Annotated in this window: 25 protein-coding genes; 9 read left to right on the forward strand and 16 right to left on the reverse strand. The window is 61.4% G+C overall.

Translation table 11 applies throughout. The features are described from left to right. Window positions 1-5: 5 nt before the first annotated feature. Window positions 6-2,015, reverse strand: a complete 2,010-nt coding sequence (gene ligA / locus QP968_RS03195; protein WP_284855110.1) for an NAD-dependent DNA ligase LigA — start codon at window positions 2,013-2,015, stop codon at window positions 6-8. 158 nt (window positions 2,016-2,173) lie between these two features. Next, window positions 2,174-2,935: a MerR family transcriptional regulator gene (locus QP968_RS03200; RefSeq protein ID WP_284854982.1), complete on the reverse strand. Its 762-nt coding sequence runs from the start codon at window positions 2,933-2,935 to the stop codon at window positions 2,174-2,176. Window positions 2,936-3,009: 74 nt separating this feature from the next. Between QP968_RS03200 and QP968_RS03205 the strand changes: the two genes are divergently transcribed. Continuing rightward, window positions 3,010-3,687 (forward strand): 3'-5' exonuclease, encoded by a 678-nt coding sequence (locus QP968_RS03205; protein ID WP_284854983.1) that lies wholly within the window; start codon window positions 3,010-3,012, stop codon window positions 3,685-3,687. A 15-nt stretch (window positions 3,688-3,702) separates the two neighbouring features. Here QP968_RS03205 and QP968_RS03210 read toward each other — a convergent pair whose 3' ends face one another. The 3 genes from QP968_RS03210 to mnmA form a co-directional block, all read right to left on the reverse strand. Then, window positions 3,703-4,077 (reverse strand): hypothetical protein, encoded by a 375-nt coding sequence (locus QP968_RS03210; protein ID WP_284854984.1) that lies wholly within the window; start codon window positions 4,075-4,077, stop codon window positions 3,703-3,705. A gap of 71 nt (window positions 4,078-4,148) precedes the next feature. After that, window positions 4,149-5,018: a uroporphyrinogen decarboxylase/cobalamine-independent methonine synthase family protein gene (locus QP968_RS03215; RefSeq protein ID WP_284854985.1), complete on the reverse strand. Its 870-nt coding sequence runs from the start codon at window positions 5,016-5,018 to the stop codon at window positions 4,149-4,151. Next, the gene (mnmA, locus tag QP968_RS03220; protein ID WP_284854986.1) at window positions 5,015-6,124 is read right to left on the reverse strand and encodes a tRNA 2-thiouridine(34) synthase MnmA; all 1,110 of its coding nucleotides are present in this window, start codon (window positions 6,122-6,124) and stop codon (window positions 5,015-5,017) included. Before mnmA ends, QP968_RS03215 begins: the two co-directional genes overlap by 4 nt. 106 nt (window positions 6,125-6,230) lie before the next feature. Here mnmA and QP968_RS03225 point away from each other — a divergent pair, with 106 nt between their 5' ends. The 6 genes from QP968_RS03225 (at window position 6,231) to QP968_RS03250 (ending at window position 11,342) form a co-directional block, all read left to right on the forward strand. Beyond that, window positions 6,231-7,364, forward strand: a complete 1,134-nt coding sequence (locus QP968_RS03225) for a sensor histidine kinase (RefSeq protein WP_284854987.1) — start codon at window positions 6,231-6,233, stop codon at window positions 7,362-7,364. Continuing rightward, window positions 7,361-8,047, forward strand: coding sequence for a response regulator (locus QP968_RS03230; protein WP_284854988.1), 687 nt, complete (start codon window positions 7,361-7,363; stop codon window positions 8,045-8,047). The genes QP968_RS03225 and QP968_RS03230 overlap by 4 nt, the downstream gene beginning before the upstream one ends. Window positions 8,048-8,130: 83 nt before the next feature. Continuing rightward, window positions 8,131-9,048 carry an ABC transporter ATP-binding protein gene (locus tag QP968_RS03235; protein WP_284854989.1) on the forward strand — a complete coding sequence of 306 codons (918 nt, stop codon included), beginning with the start codon at window positions 8,131-8,133 and terminating at the stop codon, window positions 9,046-9,048. Beyond that, window positions 9,045-9,791, forward strand: coding sequence for an ABC transporter permease (locus QP968_RS03240; protein ID WP_284854990.1), 747 nt, complete (start codon window positions 9,045-9,047; stop codon window positions 9,789-9,791). Before QP968_RS03235 ends, QP968_RS03240 begins: the two co-directional genes overlap by 4 nt. Window positions 9,792-9,795: 4 nt before the next feature. Further along, window positions 9,796-10,545 (forward strand): ABC transporter permease, encoded by a 750-nt coding sequence (locus tag QP968_RS03245; protein WP_284854991.1) that lies wholly within the window; start codon window positions 9,796-9,798, stop codon window positions 10,543-10,545. 11 nt (window positions 10,546-10,556) lie between these two features. Further along, a complete protein-coding gene (locus QP968_RS03250) occupies window positions 10,557-11,342 on the forward strand; it encodes a spermidine synthase (protein WP_284854992.1) in 786 nt (261 codons plus the stop codon). Between the two features lie 15 nt (window positions 11,343-11,357). On the opposite strand, the gene QP968_RS03255 is transcribed toward QP968_RS03250, so the two are convergent. From QP968_RS03255 to QP968_RS03285, 7 genes are all read right to left on the reverse strand, one after another. Then, the gene (locus QP968_RS03255) at window positions 11,358-12,425 is read right to left on the reverse strand and encodes a glycoside hydrolase family 25 protein (protein ID WP_284854993.1); all 1,068 of its coding nucleotides are present in this window, start codon (window positions 12,423-12,425) and stop codon (window positions 11,358-11,360) included. A gap of 61 nt (window positions 12,426-12,486) precedes the next feature. Continuing rightward, entirely contained in the window at window positions 12,487-13,623 is a 1,137-nt protein-coding gene (locus QP968_RS03260) for a cysteine desulfurase family protein (RefSeq protein ID WP_284854994.1), read from the reverse strand. 4 nt (window positions 13,624-13,627) lie between these two features. Continuing rightward, window positions 13,628-14,581: an electron transfer flavoprotein subunit alpha/FixB family protein gene (locus tag QP968_RS03265; protein WP_284854995.1), complete on the reverse strand. Its 954-nt coding sequence runs from the start codon at window positions 14,579-14,581 to the stop codon at window positions 13,628-13,630. Window positions 14,582-14,594: 13 nt separating this feature from the next. Beyond that, window positions 14,595-15,380, reverse strand: coding sequence for an electron transfer flavoprotein subunit beta/FixA family protein (locus QP968_RS03270; RefSeq protein ID WP_284854996.1), 786 nt, complete (start codon window positions 15,378-15,380; stop codon window positions 14,595-14,597). Between the two features lie 41 nt (window positions 15,381-15,421). After that, window positions 15,422-16,648, reverse strand: coding sequence for a THUMP-like domain-containing protein (locus QP968_RS03275; RefSeq protein ID WP_284854997.1), 1,227 nt, complete (start codon window positions 16,646-16,648; stop codon window positions 15,422-15,424). Then, window positions 16,638-17,465: an NUDIX hydrolase gene (locus QP968_RS03280; RefSeq protein ID WP_284854998.1), complete on the reverse strand. Its 828-nt coding sequence runs from the start codon at window positions 17,463-17,465 to the stop codon at window positions 16,638-16,640. Before QP968_RS03280 ends, QP968_RS03275 begins: the two co-directional genes overlap by 11 nt. 99 nt (window positions 17,466-17,564) lie before the next feature. Further along, window positions 17,565-18,425: an ABC transporter ATP-binding protein gene (locus QP968_RS03285; protein WP_284854999.1), complete on the reverse strand. Its 861-nt coding sequence runs from the start codon at window positions 18,423-18,425 to the stop codon at window positions 17,565-17,567. A 133-nt stretch (window positions 18,426-18,558) separates the two neighbouring features. Here QP968_RS03285 and QP968_RS03290 point away from each other — a divergent pair, with 133 nt between their 5' ends. Both QP968_RS03290 and glgB read left to right on the forward strand, forming a co-directional pair. Then, window positions 18,559-20,577: a maltotransferase domain-containing protein gene (locus QP968_RS03290; protein ID WP_284855000.1), complete on the forward strand. Its 2,019-nt coding sequence runs from the start codon at window positions 18,559-18,561 to the stop codon at window positions 20,575-20,577. 39 nt (window positions 20,578-20,616) lie between these two features. Beyond that, window positions 20,617-22,809 (forward strand): 1,4-alpha-glucan branching protein GlgB, encoded by a 2,193-nt coding sequence (gene glgB, locus QP968_RS03295; protein ID WP_284855001.1) that lies wholly within the window; start codon window positions 20,617-20,619, stop codon window positions 22,807-22,809. Window positions 22,810-22,825: 16 nt separating this feature from the next. On the opposite strand, the gene QP968_RS03300 is transcribed toward glgB, so the two are convergent. From QP968_RS03300 to QP968_RS03315, 4 genes are all read right to left on the reverse strand, one after another. Then, window positions 22,826-23,113 (reverse strand): Rv1322 family protein, encoded by a 288-nt coding sequence (locus QP968_RS03300; protein WP_284855002.1) that lies wholly within the window; start codon window positions 23,111-23,113, stop codon window positions 22,826-22,828. A gap of 4 nt (window positions 23,114-23,117) precedes the next feature. After that, window positions 23,118-23,810: an endonuclease NucS gene (nucS, locus tag QP968_RS03305; RefSeq protein WP_284855003.1), complete on the reverse strand. Its 693-nt coding sequence runs from the start codon at window positions 23,808-23,810 to the stop codon at window positions 23,118-23,120. A gap of 19 nt (window positions 23,811-23,829) precedes the next feature. Beyond that, window positions 23,830-24,288: a DUF2550 domain-containing protein gene (locus QP968_RS03310; protein ID WP_284855004.1), complete on the reverse strand. Its 459-nt coding sequence runs from the start codon at window positions 24,286-24,288 to the stop codon at window positions 23,830-23,832. Window positions 24,289-24,418: 130 nt separating this feature from the next. Next, window positions 24,419-24,781 carry a F0F1 ATP synthase subunit epsilon gene (locus tag QP968_RS03315; protein WP_284855005.1) on the reverse strand — a complete coding sequence of 121 codons (363 nt, stop codon included), beginning with the start codon at window positions 24,779-24,781 and terminating at the stop codon, window positions 24,419-24,421. Window positions 24,782-24,788 lie beyond the last annotated feature (7 nt).

Here is a 24,788-nt window from a genome sequence, read left to right on the forward strand (position 1 = left end):
TCGGTCTAAATCTCGCCGGTTTCCAGCAGCTGTTCAAACTGGGCTTCGTCCAAGATGGTGATGCCCAGGTCGCGTGCTTTCTCCTCCTTGGAACCGGCGTTCTCCCCCACCACGACGTAGTCGGTCTTCTTCGACACCGAACCCGACGCCTTGCCACCGCGGGACAGGATTGCCTCCTTGGCGCTGTCGCGGGAGAAGTTCTCCAGCGTTCCGGTGACCACGATGGTCAGGCCTTCAAGCGTTTGGGGTGCTGCGTCCTCGACGGAATCTTCCATGGTCACGCCAGCAGCGGCCCACTTATCCACGATGTCCACATGCCAGTCAACCTCAAACCAATCCTTGAAGGACTCGGCGATGATCGTGCCGACACCGTCGGTCTCAGCAAGGTCTTCTACCGAGGCTGCACGCAGCGCATCCATGGACTTGTAGCGCGCCGCCAAAGACCGCGCCGCCGTCGGACCAACATGGCGGATCGACAAGGCCACCAGCACGCGCCACAGGTCAGTGGTCTTTTTCTCCTGCAGGTTGCTCAGGAGCTTCTTACCCGACGCATTCACCGTGCCCTTCTGGGTGGTGTACACACTGGATTTTGCCAAGTCGTCGACGGTGAGGTCGAAAAGCGTGGATTCGTCGATAAGCACTCCCGATGCGATGAGATCATGCGCACCCTTCTCGCCGAGAGCTTCGATGTCGAAGGCCCCGCGGGAACCGATGTATTCCAGGCGCGCGCCGAGCTGCGCCGGGCACGAGCGGGTATTCGGGCAACGCCAATCCGCATCGCCTTCCTTCGCGGGCGCAAGCTCCGTGCCGCAGGCCGGGCAGTCTTTGGGGAAAACAAATTCGCGCTCAGTGCCATCACGCAGACCCGCGACAGGGCCGAGGACCTCCGGAATGATCTCGCCCGCCTTGCCCACCACCACCGTGTCACCGATGAGCACGCCCTTGCGTTTGACCTCCGTCTGATTGTGCAACGTGGCCTTCGCGACCGTCGAACCGGAGACGAACACCGGCTCCATCACCGCATACGGCGTGGCGCGGCCCGTGCGGCCGATGGAGACCTCAATGTCCAGCAGCTTCGTAGTTACTTCCTCCGGCGGGTACTTGTACGCGATCGCCCAGCGTGGCGCGCGCGACGTAAAACCGAGCTGCCGTTGTGTGGCTAGGTCATCGACCTTAATCACCACACCGTCCATCTCGTGGATGGCATCATGGCGGTGGTCCGCCCAGTAGGTCACCGCGTCCTGGACCTCCTGGGCGGTCGCAGCTTTCTTGGTGTATTCGCTGACGGGCAAGCCCCAGGAGGCGAGCTTCTCGTACGCCTCATGCTGGGAGGTGAACTCCACTCCCTCGCGGGCACCAATGCCGTGGCAGATCATGCGCAACTTGCGGGTGCGCACCGCCTCTGGATCCTTCTGGCGCAGGCCACCCGCCGCCGTATTGCGCGGGTTCGCAAACGGTTTACCGCCTTCCTTCTGGCGTAGCTCGTTGAGCTCCGGGAAATCCTTCGGGCGGATGAACACCTCACCGCGGACCTCCACCAGCGCCGGGGCGTCGCCAGTGAGTTCATGCGGAATGTCCTCGATGACCTTGGCGTTGGCGGTGATGTCTTCGCCCACGCGACCGTCCCCACGCGTGGCGGCGCGGACAAGCTTGCCGTTCTCGTAGACAAGATCGATGGACACCCCGTCAATCTTCAGCTCCGTCAGGTACGGGCCGGGGGTTTTGGCTAGCCAATCTGCCAGTTCCTCAGCTGAGAACACGTTGTCCAAACTGGTCATCGGCTCAAGGTGCTCAACATCCGCGAAGGCTGAATCCGTCACCGCCGCGCCGACTTCCTTCGTCGGTGAATCCGGCACCGCCAGCTCTGGATGTTCCTCCTCCAGCTTCTGGAGCGCGCGGAACATCTCGTCGAACTCCGCGTCCGTGATTACCGGGTCACCGTTGTAATACAGGTCCCGGTGGTGGCGAACCTCCTTAGCCAGCTCATCCCACTCGCGAAGGAGATCCTTATCGATGCTGCCGTTATTTTCAGTCACGCTGCCCCAGTGTAGATGCGCGGAACCAGGAGGGGGTTATTCGGACGAGGTCGAGAAATCTCGCCACTGTCGCGCTTTCATCTTCTAAAAACCCAGGTTACTAAAAGTGCGATGTAAGAAAAATCGGATCACCTTTGTTACCACTCCGGATTTGCCACATCCACGCCCTCAGCAGCAGCATGCTTTTCGACGAGATCCAGCAGATACCCCTGCGCCCCCTGATACGCCTCGTGGAAGCGCTCATCACCGACGTACATCCGCGCCAAAATAAGCTGACGGGCGGGAGTGACTTCGTACCACTGCCCGATCATCTCTCGGTGGCGCGCGACGAGCGCGGAGGCTTCGTCAGAGCCAGCCTCCACCCCAGCGTCTCGTGCAGCAACCAGGTCCGCGGCGAACGCCTCCTGGTCACGCTGTAACTGCGCGAAGTCGCCTTCACCCATCTGCGCCAGCTTCTCTTGGGACTGCACCCACTCAGCGGTGTCACCCCAGCGCTCTTCGGCTTCTGCCTGGTATTCCGGCATCTTCTCGCCGAGGTATTTCTTCATTGCATCCATGTTGATCTGTCCTTTCATGGTTTCGTTGATAAGGTCATCCACCGCTTCGATTTGCTCGTGCACAGCGGCAAGCCGTTGAGCTAGTTCAGCGCGGTGGTGGTTCAGGGCGGATTGAAGGGTGTGGGAGGGGGCGTCGATAAGCTTGGCGATGCTTTCGAGCGACATTCCCACGCCGCGGTAGAGCGCGATGGCTGCGCAGCGTTCCACATCAGCATCTGAGTACATGCGGTACCCGCTGTAGGTGCGGGATGGTTCCAGCAGGCCACGCGCCTCCCAGTGCCGCAATGTTTTCGTACTCAGGCCGAGCATGTCGGCCATTTCTCCAATCGTGTAATCACCCATGCCACATAGTGTGAACGTTGCCCTAGGGGCAAGGTCAAGATGTGCGTGTCGCACACCTCATTAGAATGAGCACCATGCCTACTTTCGACGCGTCGCGGATGCTCTCCTTCGACCTTGAAACCACTTCGGCGAATCCGCTGGAAGCTCGCATTGTGACCTCTGCGCTCGTGCGTATCGACGGCCGCGAGGTCACCGCCACCGAACACCTCGCCGACCCCGGTGTGGAGATCCCCGAGCAGGCTGCCGCGATCCATGGCATCTCCACGGAGAAGGCCCGCGCGGAGGGCCGTCCGCATGATGAGGTGCTGAAGGAGACCGTGGACACCATCAAGCAGGCGTGGGAAGACGGGTTCACGTTGATCGTGTTCAACGCGCCCTACGACCTGACGGTACTGCGCGCGCTGACCGGTGATTTCACAGTGACAGGGCCAGTGTTTGATCCGCTGCTCATTGACCGCGCGATGGACCGCTACCGCAAAGGTGGCAAGCGGAACCTCGGCGCATTGTCTGAGCACTATGGGGTCCAGCTGGAAAATGCACACGAGGCCACGTCCGATGCGATGGCTGCTGCGCGGATCGCCTGGAAGCAGGTCAATTCAGTCTGGCCTGAACTAGCTCAAAAGGACCTGGATGAGCTCATGGAATTCCAGGCCGTCAAGCATTTTGAGATTCAGACGGACTTCCGCAAATACATGGAGTCCCGCGGCCGCGACACCTCCACGATCAACACGGCGTGGCCGATGATCAGCTAGCCATGCTTGTGCCAACTACAGCTGGTATTCGCCCTTAACCTCGTTGACGAACTTCGACAGACCTTTCTTGTCCCAGCCGGCGTCGAGGGTGTGCGTGCTGCCGTCACTCGTTTGCACGACCATCTCGCCCTTCGAGTCGTCGAAAGCCACATGATCGACATCGCTGAGCGGGATTGATTCAACCTTCTTCCCTACCCCGAAGATCAGATTGCCGTCCTCGACCTTCGCACGGTGCTTCTCCCCCAACGCCATAGCAATCGACAGACCAAAAGCGAACCCGACCGAGATGGCCAAGGCAAGGTTGTCGAACACGTTGCTCATTGCGAAGCCGAAGAGCACGCTGAAAATCAGGATGTAGTACCACTCGTAGTGGTCGTGTTTCCAGCTCATCGCAGCGCTCCTTAATTAGTGAACCGTTTCTTATTGTAGGTTACCGAAACGATTGCTACGCGTTCTGGATCTCAGTCCACTGTCGCGACTGCGGCCGCCATCTCGGTTGCTGCGCTGAACTTCGCCGCTGTATCCAGCAGCGTCGGGCCAGCCTCGCCATAAACGTCGATTGTGGTTAACGCAGGGTCGATCTGCAGCTGATCGAAGATGTTGAACACATCGCGTGGTTCCATCACGGGCACAGCAATGCGCGCACCGCGGTCGAGCGCGCCAGCCAGCGCATCCCACTCAAACTCCCCCGCCAGGTTCACGGTGAACCAGTCGGCCGCGTACAAAGGGTCCGGTGTGTTGAGGAGGTGCTCGCCGAAGGGCTCGTAAGCGGCAAGGAGACGCTCCTCAGTAACGGCCGGGATGTCCTCATAGTCCGTCGTTCCCGTGAGCGTTCCACCTCGCACGCGCGTAAGCGCCGGCTCATCGAGCTGCAGGAGCGTGCTCACGCCAAATCGCTTCTCGACGTCTGACCTATGCTCCCCCGCCGCATACACCAGCGCCTCTGCGATCTCCCGTGTCGCCCCACGGTCCGTGATCATGCGGTGGCCATTAGCCATTTCCAGTTGAGCGGCGAGAGTCCATGGCCCCACGAGCTGAACCTTGAGTTCGGTAAGCTTGCCGGCCCAGAGCTCTTCGAGCAGATCCAGGTCGCGTTCAAACTGATCGCGGGCGCGCATGGTGGCGATCTGTGGGCGGCGTGTGACCCGCCAGGAGCGGGGCCCAATGTCCAGGTTGAGTGGCAACAGTGCTGCCGTACGACCAATCAGGTCAGAGCCCACGCCGCGGGCGGGTAGCTGCGGAAGGTGCGGTGTGGGTAATTCAGAGAGCACAACGTCCGCAGCCTGCACGAGGTCGGTGCCGGGCATAGGCCCCAGGCCAAAGGCCGTCACGCCGACTCCGTCCCGTAGATCGTGCCGGACCCCAGCACGATGTCACCCTGCCCGTCCGGGTCCGGCAAATAAAGCACGGCAGCCTGGCCGCGTGCAACACCGGAGAGTGGCTCGGCGAGATCCAGTGTCATAGTGTCTGCGTCTAGGTCGACATAAGCGCGGCATTTCACCACACCGCCGTGGGCACGGATCTGCACAAGAGCGGAGAGCGGATCTCCGCTCTCGGAAGGCTCGGTCATAGCGGAGTGAAGAACCTTCAAGCGGTCGGCGTGGATCGTGGTCACGTCTAGGGCTGCACGCGGGCCGACGGTGACGGTGCCGGTTTCAGTGTCAATGTCGGTGACGTAGCGCGGCTTGCCGTCGGCAGCGGGCACGCGGATGTTCAGGCCCTTGCGCTGGCCAATCGTGTACTGGAAAGCACCGTCATGCTCTTTGAGCTCCGTGCCATCCTGGTCAACGATCATGCCGGGACGCATGCCGATGGACTTGCCCAAAAACGCCTGGGTATTGCCATCCGGGATGAAGCAGATGTCATAAGAATCCGGCTTGGACGCAGTGGAGAAACCATAGGCGGCGGCTTCCTCACGGATCTGTGGCTTCTCAGTGTCGCCGACTGGGAAGAGGCAGCGGTCCAGCTCATCGCGCGTCATCACTCCGAGGACGTAAGACTGGTCCTTGTTGGCGTCGGTGGATCGGCGGAGGTTGCCAGCGTCGTCGATAAGCGCATAGTGCCCTGTTGCGATCGCGTCGAAGCCGAGCGCCAATGCGCGCTCCAGCAAGGCTGCGAATTTGATTTTTTCGTTGCAGCGCAGGCACGGGTTTGGGGTCTCACCGCGGGCGTAGCTGTCCACGAAGTCATCGATGACTTCTTCTTTGAAACGGTCGGAGAAATCCCACACGTAGAACGGAATGCCCAGCTTGTCGCACACGCGACGTGCATCAGCGGAGTCCTCGATCGAACAGCAGCCACGTGCGGATTCGCGGGTTTGTTGCGCGTCCTTGCTCAGGGCGAGGTGAACGCCGACAACATCATGTCCGGCGTCGACGAGCCGCGCCGCCGCCACAGAGGAATCGACGCCGCCACTCATTGCTGCCAGAACTCGCACGTGGCGTGAGTGTAGTCGCGTCAACGCAGGACAGAAAATGCTCGACCCACAAAGTGGTACCACGGTACGACGACAGTGATGCGCCCGGAAATTACGCTGGCAAAGCATGACCAATCATGTGGAGGTTGAGCTTATTCGACCCCGGGACGTACTTCTAGCGCTCGTGCTCGTGGCGTTTTGCCTCATCAGCCCGTTCGCGACAGGTTTCGGCTTGCTCGACGCAGCCCTTGTCGTGTGCGCGGGTGCCGCGCCGTTCACGCGCCGTCGCTGGCCGTGGGTGACCATTGCGTCGTGCATCGTGGTGCTCGCAGCCTGCTCTTTCACTGAGAGCCTACCAACCGGGGTGATCGGTGTTGCGATGATCACCGCCTACATCATCGCGCGCCACCTTCCCGCACCCGTACGGTATGTCGTGGCCGCCACGCTCCTTGCAGGCGACATCGCCGCGACAGCCCTTATCGCTCCAGCTTTGGTGACGTTGCCATTGCCTGTGCGCGCCCCGTACATCGCATGGAGCGTCACGCTGCTCGTCATCGCCTTCCTTCTCGGTGAACTGCGGCACCGTGCGGAGGAAGCGGCAGCGAAGGAACTACAGATTCAGCTCGAGCGCCAGCGCGATGTATTCGAGCGTGTGGCAGCTGAACAGCGCGCGCATCTCGCCCGCGAAATCCACGACATTGTGACGCATTCTCTCACCGTCATCGTGGCGCAGGCCGACGGCGCACGCTACGGAGCCTCGTCCGACGACGCGCTGCGCACGATCAGCACGGTCGGCCGGGAATCGTTGCGCCAAATGCGCGGTGTCCTCAGCCTACTGCGTGGCGGGGAGCAGCGCCCTGTCGAGCCGCTCGTTCCCGCACTCGATATCGATGGTCTTGTCGCCACTAGCCGCGCGGGCGGACTCGACATCGACTACAGCGTCGAAGGCACGCTGCCCCCACTCGACCCGGGCACGACGCTGACAATCCACCGCATCGTCCAAGAAGCACTTACCAATGCGATGAAGCACGGTGACGGCACTGCGCGGCTCACCGTTGCCTGGCATCCAACCGAGGCTACAATCTGCCTCGAAAATGGGTTCACGCCCGGCGCCAAACAGCAGCAGGGTCACGGTCTCCGCGGGATGCGCGAGCGAGCATCGCTTATCGGCGGCTCCCTTACCTCCTCCCCCTCCCACAACAACACCTGGCTCACCGAAGCGCGCCTGCCTTTACAGCATGCAGATAGGGTCGAGCCATGACCTGTTCCATCGGTCTCGTCGACGACCAGCTGCTCTTCCTCCACGGCATCCGCGCTGTGGTGGACTCCCAGCCGGACCTATCGGTGGGCTGGCTCGCTGGCGACGGTGAAGAGGCCCTGGAGGCGATGGCCGCTAACCCGGTCGACATCGTGCTCATGGACATCCAGATGCCGGTCCTCGACGGCATCGCAGCCACACGCCAGTTCTCGCAGCGCTTCCCGGACGTGAAGGTGATCATTCTGACCACATTCGACGACGAAGGTTACGTGATGGGGGCATTGTCCGCGGGCGCGAGCGGATTCCTGCTCAAAGACGCAGAGCCAGACACGCTGTTGAGCGGTATCCGCACCACTGCGGCCGGGGATGCGGTGATCTCGCCGAGGGCGACGAAGCGGGTCGTCGATAAGCTCAGCTCTTCTTCTACTGAGGCCGATATGCCACTTGCTCCCGCCGATCGTCTTGCCTTGGACGAGTTGACTGCGCGCGAAACCGAGATCCTGGTCGCAGTCGGGCGTGGTTGGTCGAATACGGAGATCGCCGAGCGAATGTTCATCTCCATGCCGACGGTGAAGACCCATGTCGGGCGTGTCCTGGCGAAAACAGGCTCACGCGACCGTGTCCACGCCGCGCTGTTCGCGTACCGGACCGGACTCGTTGCGCGCGAAGACTTGCTGGATTCCTAGAGCGCGTCATACCCGAGTAGGACAGCGAAGATCATGCCCCGTGCCGACGCGGAACCTGCTGGTGGTGCGGGAACCTTGAGTGCATGGAGACATCATCGATCATCAGGACAGAAAGTCTGACAAAGACGTACGCTGGCGCAACCGTGGTCAACAACCTTGGCTTGGATGTTAAGCCCGGTACCGTGCACGGGCTGCTCGGTCCGAACGGGTCGGGCAAATCGACCACCATGAAAATGCTGCTCGGTTTGGTCACACCCACCAGTGGCCAAATCAGCATGCTCGGGCGCCCCATGAACCGCGCGACCCGCCCCGAAGTACTCGCCGGTGTCGGTTCACTCATCGAAGCGCCGTCCGCATACCCGCATTTGACCGGTGGCGAAAACATGAAGATCGCGTCGCGACTCTTCGGCGCCTCTCCCGAAAATGCGCAACGTGCGATCGAGCTCGTGCGCCTGGGTGACCACATGGACAAGCTGGTTAAGAACTACTCGCTTGGCATGAAGCAACGCCTCGGCATCGCGATGGCGCTCGCGCGCGACCCGCAGATACTCATCCTCGACGAACCCACCAACGGCCGCGACCCGGCCGGTATTGAGGAAATCCGCGCACTTATCGTCAGCCTCGCCCGGGATGAAGGCCGCACGGTGTTGGTATCCAGCCACCTGCTCTCCGAAATCGAGAAAATGGCCTCGAATCTGACCATCATCGACCGGGGCAGGCTCATCTTTCAAGGCTCGCAGCAAGAGCTTTACGACGCCCAACTCCCCGACCTCTTCATCCAAACCCCCACTGCAGAGGCCGCCGCATCGCTTCTGGCTGCCCTGAGCCCCGTGCAGGTTGCTGGCGGTCTCGAAGTACAGGGGCTCAGCGATGATCAGGTCGCCGATGTTTGCGCCCACCTGGTCAGCCACGGTGTTCCGCTGCACCAGGTAGTGCGCAAACGCCGCAGTCTCGAGGAGATCTTCATCGGACTGACGGGACGGAAGGGCTTGAGCGCATGATCGTCGAAATTGCAAAACTGCGCCGCACCAAGGTCGTGTTGCTCGGATTCCTGCTGTGTGCGGGAATTGTCTTATTCGCCGGTATGAATCTCTTCGCCGGGGGCCGCATAGACGATTTCCGCGCGGACCCCGAGGCCTCCTGGGCTGGTCATCTTGTCGGCTACTGCATGGCGTTGGCGTTCTTGTCGCCCTTGCAGTTGGCTGTGGTCGCCAGCCGAGTGGTGGACACCGAAAACGTCAACGGTGGGTGGCGCCTCAACGCCATCGCCGGTGTGCCACCGAGCACACTGATCGTACGCAAATTCGCCGTGGCGACGGTGCTCGTGGCCATGCTCAAGCTCGTTGAGTTCGTAGGCGTCATTGTCGTGCCTCTCCTCATGGGCACCCCGGTACCGGGCTCCGAGATGCTTTCCACCTGGGTGTTTTTCGGTCTGGGAGCACTCGGCACCTCACTTACACTGCTCGCCGTCATGTTGTGGTTGGCTGCGGTGACCGACTCCCAGATTGTTGTCCTGGCGATCGGCGTCATCGGTGGCTTCCTCGGCGTTGCCGCACTGCTCTCGCCGACATGGCTGGCCGCTATCAATCCTTTCGGCTACTTCGCCATGCTGACCCCATTCACCTTTGGTGATTCAGGCATCGCGCCGACTACCCCGCACTGGTTCGCGTGGGGCATCTACATCATCACCGCCGTCGCTGTTGTCACTGCGGCAACCCGCATGCTCGATCAGAAGGAGCTCTAGAAACATGAAGTTGCTGTGCAACGACCTTTTGAAATTCCGCAGGTCCCACATGTGGGCTGTCCTTACTCTCGTTCCGCTCATCGCGGTAGCAATCGGGGCTGGAAACTACGCGGGCAACCAAGGTCAACTCGATGCCGGGTGGACCAGTTACCTCTCCCAGATCATGCTCTTCTACGGGATGATCTTCATGACAGCCGGTATCGCCATCATCGCCTCCGCTGCCTGGCGCGTCGAGCACCGCGGCCACAACTGGCATTCGCTGCTTACCTCCACCCGGTCGGCGGGCAGCTTGACCGCCTCCAAAATCGCCGCGATTACGATTGCGGTGGCAGCGATGCAGGCAGTGCTCGTTGTCCTGGCCATCGGCGTGGGTTTTGTCCTCGGCGTGCCCGGCACACCACCCTGCGCATTCGGTGTGGTCGCGCTTCTCTCATTACTGCCAGCTGCTGCGGTGTCTGCATGGCAGTCCTTCCTGTCGATGGTGATTCGCAATTTCACAGGTCCCGTCGCCCTCGCTTTGGTCGCCAGCATCTTCTCATTCGGCGCCCTCGCTTCAGGTGCGACCTTCGCCCGCTTCGTCTTGCCACCAGGGCTACTCACCGACACCCTATGGCTGGGCAGCAGTGCAGTCGCAGAAGCAGGGACAATCAGCGAGGTAACAATAATCCAGGTCACAATCGCGTCCACCGTCTTGACGCTGGCCGGGTGGCTCGCCGCCAATGCTTATCTCCGAGCAACGGATGTGGATCTGTAGTCTCGGCAGGTATGGCCCAGAAAAGCGAAAACTTCGAGATTGACACCGGCATCGCGGAGATCATCCACGAACCGGACGGGTCGATGTTGTTGCTTGTGAACGGTGTTCCCAGCTCGCACATCGTGCCGGGTGAGCCGGAACGGCTGGATTTTGAGTACATGCGGTGGATTGCTGCTGCGGTCGAGGAAACGCGCGCATGGGAGAAGCCTCGTCTGACGCATCTGGGTGGCGCGGGGTGCTCGCTGCCGCGCTATTTCGCGCACGTGTGGCCGCATTCGCGCAACACGGTCGTGGAATGGGACATGGATCTGGCGCAGCTCGCGCGGGAGAAGTTCGACATTCCGCGCGCTCCGCTGGTGAAGATCCGGGTGGGCGACGCGCGCGAGGTCACCGATGGGTTCGTCGAGGCCTCGCGCGATGTGATCATCCGCGATGTCTTCGAGTCCGCCACGACGCCACGCAGCTTAACGACGCTCCCCTTCTTCCACCAGTGTCTTCACTCCCTCTCCCCGACTGGCTTGTACGTGTCCAACTGTGGTTCGCACGGTGACCTGAAAGAAGCCCGCGAAGAGTTGGCGGGCATGGCGGAAGTTTTCCCGCACCTTGCTGTGATTGCTGATCCGCCGATGCTGAAGGGCCGGCGCTACGGCAACATCATTTTGCTTGGGTCCCGGGCGGAGATACGCGAAACCCCCGAGCTGACCCGCAGGTTGCTCGGGGGTGGTGTGCCCGCCCACTTCAAAGGTGACGCATGGGCCCGCGATATGGCTGCTTCCGCAACGCCACGCGAGGACTAGCTCGTGGACTAGTAGCTACTTGGATTCGTTCTGCTTATTCGCGTTATCCAGGAGGATAAGCAGGTCGCCCACGGAGTAGTCATCGCCGACCATCATCTTATTCAGGTCGTCGATCGGCAGGGTGCCGTTTTCAATCTGGCGGCGGGCGGTGTCCGCAATGTTGTGGGCATCACCAGCATCAAAACCAAAGTTCTGTGCAGCGTGCTCCACCTGCTCCGGCGCGAGGATGCCTGAGGCTAGGCCCAGGATTGCAGCGGCGAGAGCCGTGTTGGACTGCTCCAGAACCTGCAGTGAATCGGAGAAGTCACCCTCGATCGGCTGATCCTGCAATGGCTCCAGAATGCCGCCGGTAGCATTGAAGTCACCCTCGGTGAAGCGCGCGAACTGGCCGTGGTTGCCGTTGAACAGGTTCAGGTCCACCGGAGTGTTGATGCCGGCCACGTTCCCGGACTCAGAGCGCTGCCAGATATCCACCTTGTCCCAGCCACCGACCGGTGCCGGCGCCTTGTTCTGGTAGGCGGCCAGCCACAGCGGATAGTCGGAGAACTCCTCAGTGTTGTCCATCTGTTCCAGCCAGAAGTAACGGTAGGTGTACAGCATCGGGCGACGGCCAGTCTCGTTCTCTACCTCAGTGAGGAACGTGCGCGTCCACTCCTTGAGCTCGTCCGGGTTCAGGCCCTCATCAACCTCAATGTCAAGGACCGGTGGCAGGGTCAGACCCGGCACAGAGTTGTAGGCACGGGCCAGGTTCTGCGCCTGCGAAACCGGGTCCTTTGCCGGGCGGGCGTAGTGGTAGGCACCCACTGCCATGCCGGAGTCAATGGCGCCCTGTGCGAATTTTGCGAAGGCATTGTCCGTGTAATCCTGACCTTCGGTCGCCTTGATGATGGCGAACTTGTGGTTATCGTCGCGCACCTCATGCCACGCGATGGAATCACCACCAGTGTCCTGGTGGTGGGAAACATCCACACCATTCACCCAATCAGCGGGGCTATCAGCGTGGACGTTGCCAGCGGCCATGATGCCGCCAAGGGCGATTGCAGCGGATGTGAGCAGGGCTGCGGGGCGCATAAAACGAGTCATGTTTTGCACCGTAGTGCACACTAGTCACACACGCCACATGCGACACGCAAAAACTTGAGTGCTAGAGCGACGCCACGCTCCGAGCTTTCTCAATCACATCGGGCAGAACGGCAATGAGATGGTCGATGTCCTCCTGCGTGGTGGTTCGACCGAGGGTGAAGCGCAAGGCACCGTCCGCATGATCATCGGGCAAACCCATTGCCTCAAGAACATGGCTGCGCTGATTCACACCATTATTGCAGGCGGAGCCAGTGGATGCCTCAATGCCGTGACTGTCCAAGAGCATGATCATGGCATCACCGTTGGCCCCGGGGAAGATCAGATGCGCGTGGCCGGGGAGGACTTGGGGCGGGTGCTCTGTCCCAAGAACCGTGGCATAAGCGCCGGGGACTGTGTGAGTGATGGCGGCGATGAGCTCACGCCGAAGCTGTGTCAGGCGCTTGTTCTCAGCGTCCATTTCGGCACTGGCTTCTTCCAATGCGGCCGCGGTGGCAGCGGCGGCGGCAACGTCAACAGTTCCGGGACGTAGGCCGCGCTGCTGTCCCCCGCCAGTGAGCACCGGTGCAGGGGTTGGTGAGCGTCGAGCAAGCAAGATCCCCACTCCACGCGGGCCACCGAATTTATGGGCGCTGGCAGCAAGCGTTGTTGCCCCGAGGGCGTGAAAGTCCACGGGAAGATGACCTACCGCTTGCACGGCATCCACATGGACAGGTGAGCCGGCGGCAGTGGCACGGGAAACGATCTCGGTGATGGGCTGAATCGCGCCCGTTTCATTATTCGCCCACATGCATGTGACCACCGAGGCGGGCTGATCGAGTGCATCAGTGAGCCCCACGACCCCATCCTGGCTAACCGGTAGCAGGTCAACGGATACGCCATGCTTGGCCAGGTCGGCGACAGTTTCGCGCACCGCCGGGTGCTCAATCGGGGTGGACACGATGCGCGCGCCAGGAGTCCCAGCGAAACCACGGATGGCTAGATTATCGGCCTCCGTGCCGGAGCCGGTGAAGATTACCTCGACGGGATCCGCACCGAGAATGCTCGCGATGGTTTCGCGAGCTTGGGCCAGCACAGCGTTGGCTTGACGGCCGGAGTAGTACTGCCCACCGGGGTTGAGAAAATGGGCGTGTTCCACCAACGTGACCACCGCCACCTGACGCATCGGCGTGGTGGCGGCGTGATCGAAGTAGCTCACCACTGGTTTACTGCTTGCGGGCCTGAAGTGCCTTGATCAACTCGGGCACGAACTCCTCCACATCAGCAACAACGCCGATGTCGGAAATGCCAAAGATCGGCTCATCAGGGTCCTGGTTCACAGCGACGATGGTGCCGGAGGTCTGCATGCCGGAGGTGTGCTGGATCGCGCCCGAGATACCCAGTGCGATGTAGAGGTCCGGGGACACAGTCGCACCGGTCTGCCCCACCTGGGTCTCCGGGTCGGCGTAACCCAGATCGACGATGTCGCGGGTGGAACCAACGGCAGCACCGAGCTCATCGGCAAGCCCCTCCACGTACGTACGGAAGCCTTCCGCGTCGCCGATACCGCGGCCACCGGAGACAACCGTGGTGGCCTGGGTCAGCTCGGGACGATCACCACGCACCTTCGGGGTGAAGGATGTCACGCGAACATCGCGCTGAGTGGCGGCTGGAAGAGGCATGGGGGCGAGCTGACCAGCCGCAGCTTCCGGCACTGCTTTCACAGAGCCCGGGCGCAGCGTGTAAATCGGGGTCGCACCACCAGCAGCAGCGGTTGCGCTATACGCGCCACCGAAGATTTCATGGCGCGCGGTCTTATCTGGGGCGATGCCCACAACATTGGTCAATACTCCTGCGCCCAGGCGGGCAGCCAGGCGGCCAGCAATCTCATTGCCCGTTGCAGTAGCGGCGATGACAATCGGCGCTGGGTTCGCCGCACCGAGGGCCTGTAGCGCATCCACCTCAGGGGTGATCAGGCGCGAGGTGTAATCCGCAGCGGACGCATCAATGATCTGTGCAGCACCAAGTGCCGCCAACTCAGACGCCAGGGCAGCGGCGGCGCCCGGTGCGCCGACAACCACGGCGGACACAACACCTAGTGGACGCGCGGCGGTAATCAGTTCACCGGTGACGGGACTCAAGGTTGCGCCTGTGTGTTCAACAAGTACGTAGACGTGCATGAATCAAGGCTCCTTAAATGAGGTTTCGTTCGGCCAAGCGGTCAACAACCTGCGCGGCGATGTCGGAGGCACGACCTTCTAGGATCTCGCCACCAGCACGGGCAGGGATCTCAGTAGCAGCGGTGACAGAGGTCGCGGCATTTGCCAGACCCACCTGCGCCGGATCCACACCGATATCGGCCAGGCTCAGACGCGTGATCTCATGCTTCTTCGCGGCCATCATGCCCTTGAAGTTGGGGAAGCGTGGCTTATCCGCCAGTTCCGTCACGGTGACCAGCGCCGGCAATGTTGCTTCCAGTTCCCACGTGCCATGGTCATCCTCACGGGTCGCAGCGATCACATCACCAGCAAGACGCAGACCATGCACCTGCGTCAAGGCCGGCACCTGGCGGTACTCCGCCAACAAGCCAGGCACAGCACCGGTCTCACCATCCGAGGACTGGTTACCCGCGATGACAAGAGCAACATCATCGAGTGTGTTCAGCACGTTGTGCAACGCCCAGGCGGTGCCGATGGCATCGGATCCGGCCAAGGTGTCGTCGATAAGCGAGACTGCATCATCCGCACCCATCGCGATCGCCTTGCGCAATGCTTCCTCGCAGCCTTCCGGCCCCATCGTGACAGCGACAACCTTGTAGTCGCCGGCATCACGCAGGCGCAGAGCAGCCTCAACGGCGTATTCGTTGATCTCATCGAGGACATTGTCCGCACTTGCGCGATCGAGCGTGTTGTCCGGCTCGAGGGTCTTCGCCGACCACGTGTCGGGCACGTTTTTCACCAGCACAGCAATGGTGGGCATGAAAAAGTCACCTTCCGTCAAGATTTTTGCAAAGCCCAAGCCTAGCGCACTCGCGCACCGCAGATGAAGGCCGTGGCACCATCCCCCACCCGCGCGATGACCACGGCCATCGGCCGGGCGCCTTTCAGTTTCAACTTCGTGCGCAATTGATCAGGATTCACATCAACACCGCGCACGAGAATCTCCAACGCACCCGCGCCATGCGCTTGGAGTGCGGGCCGCAGCTTCTTCAACGGGACCTGCTCAATGAAAGGAAACCCCGAGTAGCCATCCGGCAGTGCATCTCCCGACAAGTAAGCAATGTGCGGATCGAGCATGGTCAGCCCGTGCCGCGCGCCCCACTGTTGTACGAGGCCCGCGCGCACAATCGCACCATCCGGATCCACGATGAAGCTTCTTGGCTTATCGACGTCCACCGCACCCCCATCATCTGTCACCGTCTCCGTGAAACCGTCCCGGATGACCACTGCCTCCCGGCGATGTTCCGCGAGATCCGGTGTGTAGAGGCACGCTTCTTTCACGCCACCGTCCACACTGACCACGCTGACCAGCCCGTGCCAGTCCGAGTAGTCAATACCGGGCGCACATTTGATGGCCAGCGCTGCACCGGGGTAAGCCTCAATGAGATCCGGCAGCGCAGGGATGAGCTTGGCCGGGTCCGTTATGCGACGCCCATCAGCCCGGCGCGCAGGGTCCGCCACAATGACTCGGCCAGGACCGGAGCCAGAACATGCGCGGATGCGAGGGCCGGAGCTGCTTGCCGGGGTGGTCACGGGTGCGAGGGCATCAGCTTGTGCCACCCAAGCCGTCCCGCTTACGCGGAACGACTGGGGCACGGGAAGCTGGAGATTGTGCCGCGCCATGAGCAGGCGCGTGTAGTCCAGGTCAGTGCCCAAGTATTCCATGCCAGCCGCGGTCATAGCGGGTGCTTCGGTACCGATGGAACACGTGACGTCGTGGACGAGGGAAGCCCCAGCGCGGGCGATACGTTCGGCGCGAACCTGCGCGACAGCGTGCGGGGTGGCTTGCTGCGCGGAATCATTATCGGCTAACCACTGTGTGCTGGCCTCCTCCCCGATCTTCGGAGCGAGGGTCCGGCGTGCCTGGATGAGCTCCATGACGGCGCGAGTGTGATCGCCGAACTGGCCGTGCAGTTTCTTGTGGTCCACGATGGCGCTCTTCTTGGTCAGCTCGACTTCCTCGGCGGCAGCCGCGATCTTGTCGCCGTGTTCGATGAGGAAGCGGACCTCTTCTGGGCTAAAGCTCAAACTGCTTGCCCATTCGGTTAACGGGGTTGGATTCGAAGAGTTCACGGTAGCGCGGAATGTCTACTGGGTCTCCCACAACAGCTTCGATTGGCAGGCCTTTCACGTGCTCCATGATCTCGGCAACACTGTTGAACTCGGCGATGTCATGCAGCTGTGCCCACGTGGACGGTGCGAAGCGGACAAGGCCTTGGCGCCAGCCATCCAGCAGGAGGCTGGGCGGGAACCAGTTCGCGTCACTGGCCTCACCCGTGGTCACATCCGGTTCTTGGCCCTCGGGCAGCTCAGCGATGAAGGTGAAGGTGTCGAACCACACGCCCTTCTCCGACTTCCCTACCCAACGGCCCGAGGGCTTGAGCAAAGACGCATCCACGTCCAGGCCGGTTTCCTCCAGTAGCTCCGTGAACGAGAGCTCGTGGCTTTCCAGCCGTCTGCGGGCGTGGTGGAAGGGTCGGGCGTCGCTAAGGAGGGTTCCAGAGTCGTCGACAAGCAAGAGCGTGCCTGTTTCCTCGAAGAGCTCGCGTACAGCAGCGAACATGAGGGCGTGGGCTTGGCGTGGCTTGACGTCGAGCTGTTTGGCCAAGTCGCTCACGGATCGGCCGGACCACAACTGCTTCGCTTCGTCCTGGTTCGGCGGGAAATCACGGATATCCACACCACCACCGGGAAAGACCGTCATGCCGGGGTAATTAGCCATGGTGAGCACGCGTTCCTGCATCCACACCTCAAGGCCGTTAGCGCCATCGCGCACAAGGATCACCGTGGCCGAAAGGCGGCCATAGTTGATGCCTTTCATGTCTTCTTCATCACGCCGTGCCACGGTTCACCTCCTTACGCCTTTCCTCTTCCTGCTTCTACCCGTTTGATTCCTTTTGATCTCCGTTTGATTCCTTATCCCCGTTTGCTCTTCGTTGGAAGATCAAACGCGGTGCGCGCCCCCTCGGGTTTCCCTGCGGGCGAAGAAGCGATTGTCTTCTTTGGTGATCTTAATCGGCTGGTGGTACGCCTTGGTCAGGTTTTCACTGGTCAATACATCGTCGATAAGGCCTTGTGCGACCACGGAACCTTCATCCAGTAGCATGGCGTGCGTAAACCCGTAGGGAATTTCCTCTACATGGTGCGTGATCATGACAATGGCGGGCGCATCCGGGTCGAGCGCGAGATCGCTGAGATACCCCACGAGGTCCTCGCGGCCGCCGAGATCCAAACCAGCACCCGGCTCGTCCATGATGAGCAGCTCTGGGTTGACCATGATGGCGCGGGCGATGAGCACGCGCTTTTTCTCACCATCGGAGAGTGTGCCCCAGCGACGGCCCAGCAGATGAAGGCCCCCAACCTGCTCGAGGGATTCGTAGACCTGCTCCACGTCTACGTCCTCATATTCCTCACGCCAGCGACCAACGACGGCATAGCCGCCGGAGATGACCACGTCCTCGACGATCTCATCGCCCGGCACACGGTCCGCCAGTGACGTCGTAGTCATGCCGATCACCGCACGCAGATCACGCATATCTGTCTTGCCCAGCTGCTCCCCCAACACGAAGGCCGTGCCCTCCGACGGGAATTCCTGTGCCGAAGCGATGCGAATCAGCGTCGTTTTACCTGCACCGTTCGGGCCGATGACCACCCAGCGTTCATCCAGCTCCACTTGCCAGTCAACGGGCCCCACCAGTGTGCGTCCCCCGCGACGGAACTCCACCCCCCGAAAGTCGATGAGAAGGTCAGGGTTGGTCGGCGCAAGATCAGAATGGTTTGTCGGTGCATTAGTCACGCCCACCATTGTGGCGCATTTTTTCCTCTTTCGGTGCCCCGACTCGGCGCGCCGTCCTCCGCTAGGCTGGGTGTGGACTTCTGCCCTGCTGTGAAACGGTTAGTGGCGCGACGGCAACACCGAACCGGACGAGGTGACATAAATGGCGATTGGCCGACTTGGAATCGATGACGTAAGGCCCCGCACCACCGACGGTGCCGTACCCACGAAAGCTGTGGTTGGGGAGGTTGTGCCGATCTCCGCGCTTATCTGGCGCGAAGGACATGATGCGATTTCCGCCACGGTTGTGGTCACGTCCCCCGATGGGCGCACGTTTAACCTTCCCATGACCGCGGAAGAGTACCGCCCCGACTACTGCCACGCTGTGTTTACCCCGGATAGCCCCGGCCAGTGGCGCTTCCATGTGGAAGCATGGTCGGACCCGATTGCCACCTGGCGCAATGCTGTGACCAAGAAGTCTGCCGCCGGACAGAGCGCAGCAGAGATGGACAATGACTTGATCCACGGTGCGGAGCTGCTCAACCGCGCTGCTAAAGGCTCTGCGGATAGTGCTCTCCTACGCTCGGCGGCCAAGGCTTTGGAAGCCGAGGCCCCGCTGCGCGACCGTCTTGCACCCGCCTTGTCCCATGAGGTTGCGGCGGCTCTTGCTGCTCAGCCTCTGCGCGAGTTGGTGACGGAGGGGCCGGAGTGTGCGGTGAACGTCGAAAGGCGAAAGGCCCTGTTTAGCTCCTGGTATGAGCTCTTCCCACGCTCGACGGGTGGCTGGGACGCAGAAGGCCACCCGGTGCACGGTACCTTTGCCACAACCGCTGAGGCGCTTCCACGCGTGGCTGCTATGGGCTTCGACACGGTCTACTTCCCGCCGATCCACCCGATTGGCACGCTCAACCGCAAGGGGCCGAATAACACTCTCGTGGCGGAAGAGGGCGACGTTGGTTCGCCGTGGGCCATCGGTTCCGCTGAGGGCGGGCACGACGCGATTCACCCCGAATTAGGGACGGAGAAAGACCTCCGTGCACTCATCGCACGTGCCCAGGAGCTCGGCTTGGAAGTCGCCCTAGATCTCGCGCTGCAGGCAGCCCCGGATCACCCGTGGGCCAAGACACATCCTGAGTTCTTCACCGTGCTGCCGGACGGCACCATCGCGTACGCCGAGAACCCGCCAAAGAAGTACCAGGACATCTACCCCATCAACTTTGATAACGCGCCGAAGAAGATCTATAAGGAGATCTACCGCGTGGTCATGCACTGGGTTGAGCTGGGTATTACCACTTTCCGCGTGGACAATCCGCATACCAAGCCCGCGAATTTCTGGCACTGGCTCATCGCAAAAGTCCACGAAACACACCCGGAAGTCATCTTCCTCGCCGAGGCTTTCACCCGTCCGGCGCGTCTGTTGGGTCTGGCCAAGGCCGGATTCTCACAGTCCTACACCTACTTCCCGTGGAAGACCACAAAGAAGGAACTCACGGGCTTCGCGTTGGACTGTGTGCGTGAGGCGGACATCTGCCGGCCATCCTTCTGGGTGAATACCCCGGATATCCTCCACGCGTTCATCCAAACCGGGAACCGCGCCGCCTTTGCTCTCCGCGCCACCCTCGCTGCCACGCTCAGTCCGCTGTGGGGCATGTACTCCGGCTTTGAGCTCTACGAACACGAGCCCGTCGCTCCCGGTAGTGAGGAATACCTCGACTCTGAGAAGTACCAGCTCCGACCGCGCGACTACCAAGGCGCACTGGACAACGGCGATTCCCTCGAGCCGTACATCACGCTGCTCAACCGCATCCGCCGCGATCACCCCGCCTTCCAGCAGCTGCGCAACCTCACGTTCCACACCGTGGACAATGAGCAGCTCATCGCGTACTCCAAATTCGATCCGGTCACCGGCGACAGCGTGCTCACCGTGGTCAATCTCGACCCCACCTACACGCAAGAGGGCATGATCACGCTCAACATGGAAGCCCTCGGTCTCTCGCCCGCCGCTTCCTTCACCGTCCACGACATGGTCACCGGCGCCGAATACGAATGGAGCATGCGCAATTACATCCGGTTGAGCCCCGTGGAAAATGTCGCGCACATCTTCCGCCTCCCGCTTATCGACGAAACCTTGCGCACCCCACTCGCCTTCCGACACCTCGCCGATGAGGACTACCGCCCGTAGGATGGGCCAACAATAGTGCCCGAAAGGAAACATTCCGACATGACTGACCTCGACCCCGCCCTGCTGATCCCCGACGCCGACCGCGAGCGCCTCGTGCAATGCCAGCACCACGCCCCGCATGATTTCTATGGGTGGCACGCAACACCGACGGGCTCCGTGATCCGCACTCGCATCCTCGGCGCCACACACGTTGAGGTGCTCATCCACAATCAGGGCCTGCCCATGACCCCCATCGGGGATGATATTTGGGTCATCGGGCTTGAGGATGAACTCACGCCTGATTACCGCTTCCAGGTGACCTACCCGGAGGGCAACCCAGTTGTTATCGCTGACCCGTACCACTTCCTGCCTACTTTGAGCTCCTTCGACCTGCATCTCATCGGTGAGGGCCGCCACGAGCGCCTGTGGGAAGTCCTGGGCGCCAACAGCCACACCTACACCACATCCATGGGGCAGGTCTCCGGCACCTCTTTCGCTGTGTGGGCTCCCAACGCTAAGGGCGTTGCTGTTGTCGGTGAGTTCTGCAATTGGAACCCCAACCAGTACCCCATGCGCACGCTCGGTTCGACCGGCGTGTGGGAAATCTTCATCCCTGGCATCGGCCCGGGGACGGAGTACAAGTTTAAGGTGCAGGGGGCGGATGGACGGGTCGTCGATAAGGCGGACCCGATGGCGAAGCAAACGAAGAACCCACCGGAAACCGTCTCTGTGGTCGCGGGCGGCGAAGAGTACTCCTGGTCCGACCACGAATGGATGGCTGCACGCCCAGGGATCGACGCCACGAATTCGCCCATGAGCATCTACGAGGTCCACATCGGCTCGTGGCGCGTCGGCTACGGCTACCGTGAGCTCGCGGAAGAACTCGTGCCGTACCTCGTCGAACACGGCTACACCCACGTCGAATTCCTCCCCGTTGCCGAGCACCCCTTCGGCGGCTCCTGGGGCTACCAGGTCACCGGCTACTATGCCCCCACCGCGCGCTGGGGCTCCCCGGAAGACTTCAAATTCCTCGTGGATACGCTGCACCAGGCCGGCATCGGTGTCATCGTCGACTGGGTTCCCGCGCACTTCCCCAAAGACGACTGGGCACTCGCACGTTTTGACGGCACCGCCCTCTACGAACACCCCGACTGGCGCCGTGGTGAACAAAAGGATTGGGGCACTTACGTCTTCGACTTCGGGCGCAACGAAGTACGCAACTTCCTCGTGGCCAACGCCCTGTACTGGCTCGAGGAATACCACTTGGATGGACTGCGCGTCGACGCGGTGGCCTCCATGCTCTACCTGGACTACTCACGCCAACCCGGCGAGTGGGTGCCCAACCAATTCGGAGGGCGCGAAAACCTTGATGCGGTTCAGTTCCTCCAGGAATTCAACGCGACCGTGCACCGCGAGCACCCGGGGATTGTGACCATCGCGGAGGAATCCACCGCGTGGCCCGGCGTCACTGCACTCACATCTGCTGACGGCCTTGGTTTCTCCCTCAAGTGGAACATGGGCTGGATGAATGACACCCTCCGGTACTTCTCCGAAGATCCGGTGCACCGCTCCTACCACCACAATGAGATCACCTTCTCGCTGGTCTACGCCTTCTCTGAGAAGTACGTGCTGCCGTTCAGCCACGATGAAGTCGTCCACGGCAAGGGCTCCCTGTGGTCCCGTATGCCCGGTGATGCCTGGAATAAAGCCGCCGGTGTACGCACCCTGTTTGCGTACATGTTCTCCCACCCCGGCAAGCAACTCATGTTCATGGGCTGCGAGTTCGGCCAAACTACCGAATGGGCTGAAGCTGGCTCCATCAACTGGGACAACCTCGAAGGGTGGGACAGCGAATACCACCACGGCATCCGCAGCCTCGTGCGCGATCTCAACCACTTCTACCGGGACACCCCTGCGCTCTACAGCCAGGACAACACCCCGATGGGCTTCCAGTGGATCAAGGGCGATGACTCACAGAACAACATCCTCGCCTACATCCGCTGGGGCGCTGATGGCACGCCACTGCTCACGGTGATCAACCTCTCCGGCAACTCGCAGGTGGACTACCGCCTTGGCCTGCCACGCGCTGGCGAATGGGAGCTCGTGCTCAACACTGATGACGAGCGCTACCAGGGTGCCGGCAACCCATTGGCTGATGTCGTGGGCACGGAGGACACCTCCTGGGACAGCTTCGAGCAGTCCGCCGTGTTCCACATCCCGGCGATGAGCGTGCAGTACTACCGCATGCGCTAAGGCTCGCCGAGTCTTCTTAGCGCGCGGCCCAACAGTGGCGGTGCCAATGGCGGCGATCATCAGCGCGCCCACCCGTGTCGCGGGGCCACGCAACGACGTGCGCAACACCAGGCGGAATGTTCTGGTTGCAGCGCGGGCAGATGTAGAACTTCGTGGCGGAGGCTGACCCCATCTGACGCACGAGGTACATCTCCCCGTTCGCCCAACTCGGCCCCTCTTCTTCACGGGTGTCCCAGTACGCGCTGCCATCCCGTGGTAGCGGACGTGGCGCTCTGCCCGTGGCTCGGCGATTTCGGCGTGGCATATCGCTAGAACAGGCGGAGTTCGTTCGACTCGATGCCACGCAGCTCGTCATAGTCGAGCGTCACGCACTCAATGCCACGGTCTTCCGCCAAGGTTCGAGCTTGAGGCTTAATTTCCTGTGCCGCAAACACGCCACGAACCGGACGCAGCAGCGCATCGCGGTTGAGCATCTCCACGTAGCGCGTAAGCTGCTCCACACCATCAATCCCACCACGGCGCTTGACCTCAACGGCAACCGCCGCACCGTTCTCATCGCGCGCCATAATGTCCACCGGCCCCAATGGCGTGGGGTATTCCCGGCGGACGAGAGTGAAGCCGTCACCGAGCGTCTCAATATGATCTGCGAGCAATTCCTGCAGGTGCGCTTCCACGCCGTCTTTGATCAAACCGGGGTCCTCACCGAGCTCATAGGTCACATCCGCGTGAATCTCCTCAATGGTGACACGCAACTGCTCCCCTTTCGGGTTCTCCACGACCCACAAGGCAGCGCCAGTGTCCTCCCCATCCACATCCACGATCGCCTCTTCGGTGATCGTGCACGGCGGCGTCATCCAATTCAACGGTTTATAGGCACGATCATCCGCATGAACAGACAAAGAGCCATCAGCTTTAACCATGATCAGGCGGTCCGCGAGCGGCAGGTGAGCATCAAGCCGACCAACATAATCCACGGAGCACCGGGCGATAACAAGACGCATGGCCTCCACCCTAGCCGGGCTACTGGTTTGTGCGGAACGCGCGGTGGTGCAAATCGTTCATATCAGTGCGCACTTGACGACGATCCGGGGCCGACTCCAACCACGACACCAACGCCATTCCCGTGTGCTGATCGCACGCAAACTCATACTCGCGCCCGTCTGCAGAAAAAATTAAGACCACCTCGACCCCGGGCATAAACTCCCGTTCGGTCTCGGTGGCCTCACGTCTACCAGTGACATGAATAGCGTTGCGGCTCAGCACCACGTCTGCCCCAAAGGACAGCGAGCGCAGCATGTAGAAGGTCATCCTGGAACCGCTGTAACGCACAATGCCATGACGCCAACCGTGCACGCTCTCCGCTGGCAGCGCACGCATGAGCGCCTGAGTTCCGGTCTTGCGCACTGCAACGAACCGCCACAATCCCGCCGCGGAGAAGACTGCCGCGACAAGGCCAAGAGCGATCCAGAGCACGTTCATAGCGAAGCATTCTAGTCAGTCGCACGCGCGGTTTGTACCGTCGAAAGTTGGGGGTTTGGCGCGGATAAGCAAAAGCGACCCCCGCCCTCCCACACGGGGAAGTCGGGGGTCAAAGAAAATGCCGGAGAACCTAGGCGCTGCCCTTACGACGCAGGGCCGCCTGCTCGGCTTCGTGGCGAGCCTTCGCGGTCGGATCATTCTCATCGAACGCTTCGTTAGCATCCACCTCATCGGCGAAGATAGCGAAGTCGGCGAGAATAGTGACCTTGTTGCCCGTCACAGAGACGAACCCGCCCTGAACAGCCGCAACAATCTTGTCGCCGCTGGTCGGGGTGATGGTCACGACACCGTTATCCTTGAGCTGGCCCAAGAACGGCTCGTGGCCAGGCAGCACGCCGATCTCACCTTCGGTGGTTTGAGCGGTGACAATGGATGCCCCGCCCTTCCACAGCATGCGGTCAACCGATACCAGTTGCGCGGTGATTTCAGCCATGAGCTAC

This window comes from Corynebacterium sp. MSK041 (assembly GCF_030232265.1).
Classification (GTDB): Bacteria; Actinomycetota; Actinomycetes; order Mycobacteriales; family Mycobacteriaceae; genus Corynebacterium.

What these genes read in the sequence shown, in the direction of transcription:
- QP968_RS03200 (WP_284854982.1), bottom strand. Translation starts at nt 2,935, where the DNA reads ATGGGTGATTACACGATTGGAGAAATGGCCGACATGCTCGGCCTGAGT.
- QP968_RS03205 (WP_284854983.1), top strand. Translation starts at nt 3,010, where the DNA reads ATGCCTACTTTCGACGCGTCGCGGATGCTCTCCTTCGACCTTGAAACC.
- QP968_RS03210 (WP_284854984.1), bottom strand. Translation starts at nt 4,077, where the DNA reads ATGAGCTGGAAACACGACCACTACGAGTGGTACTACATCCTGATTTTC.
- QP968_RS03225 (WP_284854987.1), top strand. Translation starts at nt 6,231, where the DNA reads ATGACCAATCATGTGGAGGTTGAGCTTATTCGACCCCGGGACGTACTT.
- QP968_RS03230 (WP_284854988.1), top strand. Translation starts at nt 7,361, where the DNA reads ATGACCTGTTCCATCGGTCTCGTCGACGACCAGCTGCTCTTCCTCCAC.
- QP968_RS03235 (WP_284854989.1), top strand. Translation starts at nt 8,131, where the DNA reads ATGGAGACATCATCGATCATCAGGACAGAAAGTCTGACAAAGACGTAC.
- QP968_RS03240 (WP_284854990.1), top strand. Translation starts at nt 9,045, where the DNA reads ATGATCGTCGAAATTGCAAAACTGCGCCGCACCAAGGTCGTGTTGCTC.
- QP968_RS03245 (WP_284854991.1), top strand. Translation starts at nt 9,796, where the DNA reads ATGAAGTTGCTGTGCAACGACCTTTTGAAATTCCGCAGGTCCCACATG.
- QP968_RS03250 (WP_284854992.1), top strand. Translation starts at nt 10,557, where the DNA reads ATGGCCCAGAAAAGCGAAAACTTCGAGATTGACACCGGCATCGCGGAG.
- QP968_RS03255 (WP_284854993.1), bottom strand. Translation starts at nt 12,425, where the DNA reads ATGACTCGTTTTATGCGCCCCGCAGCCCTGCTCACATCCGCTGCAATC.
- QP968_RS03265 (WP_284854995.1), bottom strand. Translation starts at nt 14,581, where the DNA reads ATGCACGTCTACGTACTTGTTGAACACACAGGCGCAACCTTGAGTCCC.
- QP968_RS03270 (WP_284854996.1), bottom strand. Translation starts at nt 15,380, where the DNA reads ATGCCCACCATTGCTGTGCTGGTGAAAAACGTGCCCGACACGTGGTCG.
- QP968_RS03285 (WP_284854999.1), bottom strand. Translation starts at nt 18,425, where the DNA reads ATGGTGGGCGTGACTAATGCACCGACAAACCATTCTGATCTTGCGCCG.
- QP968_RS03290 (WP_284855000.1), top strand. Translation starts at nt 18,559, where the DNA reads ATGGCGATTGGCCGACTTGGAATCGATGACGTAAGGCCCCGCACCACC.
- glgB (WP_284855001.1), top strand. Translation starts at nt 20,617, where the DNA reads ATGACTGACCTCGACCCCGCCCTGCTGATCCCCGACGCCGACCGCGAG.
- QP968_RS03300 (WP_284855002.1), bottom strand. Translation starts at nt 23,113, where the DNA reads ATGCCACGCCGAAATCGCCGAGCCACGGGCAGAGCGCCACGTCCGCTA.
- nucS (WP_284855003.1), bottom strand. Translation starts at nt 23,810, where the DNA reads ATGCGTCTTGTTATCGCCCGGTGCTCCGTGGATTATGTTGGTCGGCTT.
- QP968_RS03310 (WP_284855004.1), bottom strand. Translation starts at nt 24,288, where the DNA reads ATGAACGTGCTCTGGATCGCTCTTGGCCTTGTCGCGGCAGTCTTCTCC.
- QP968_RS03315 (WP_284855005.1), bottom strand. Translation starts at nt 24,781, where the DNA reads ATGGCTGAAATCACCGCGCAACTGGTATCGGTTGACCGCATGCTGTGG.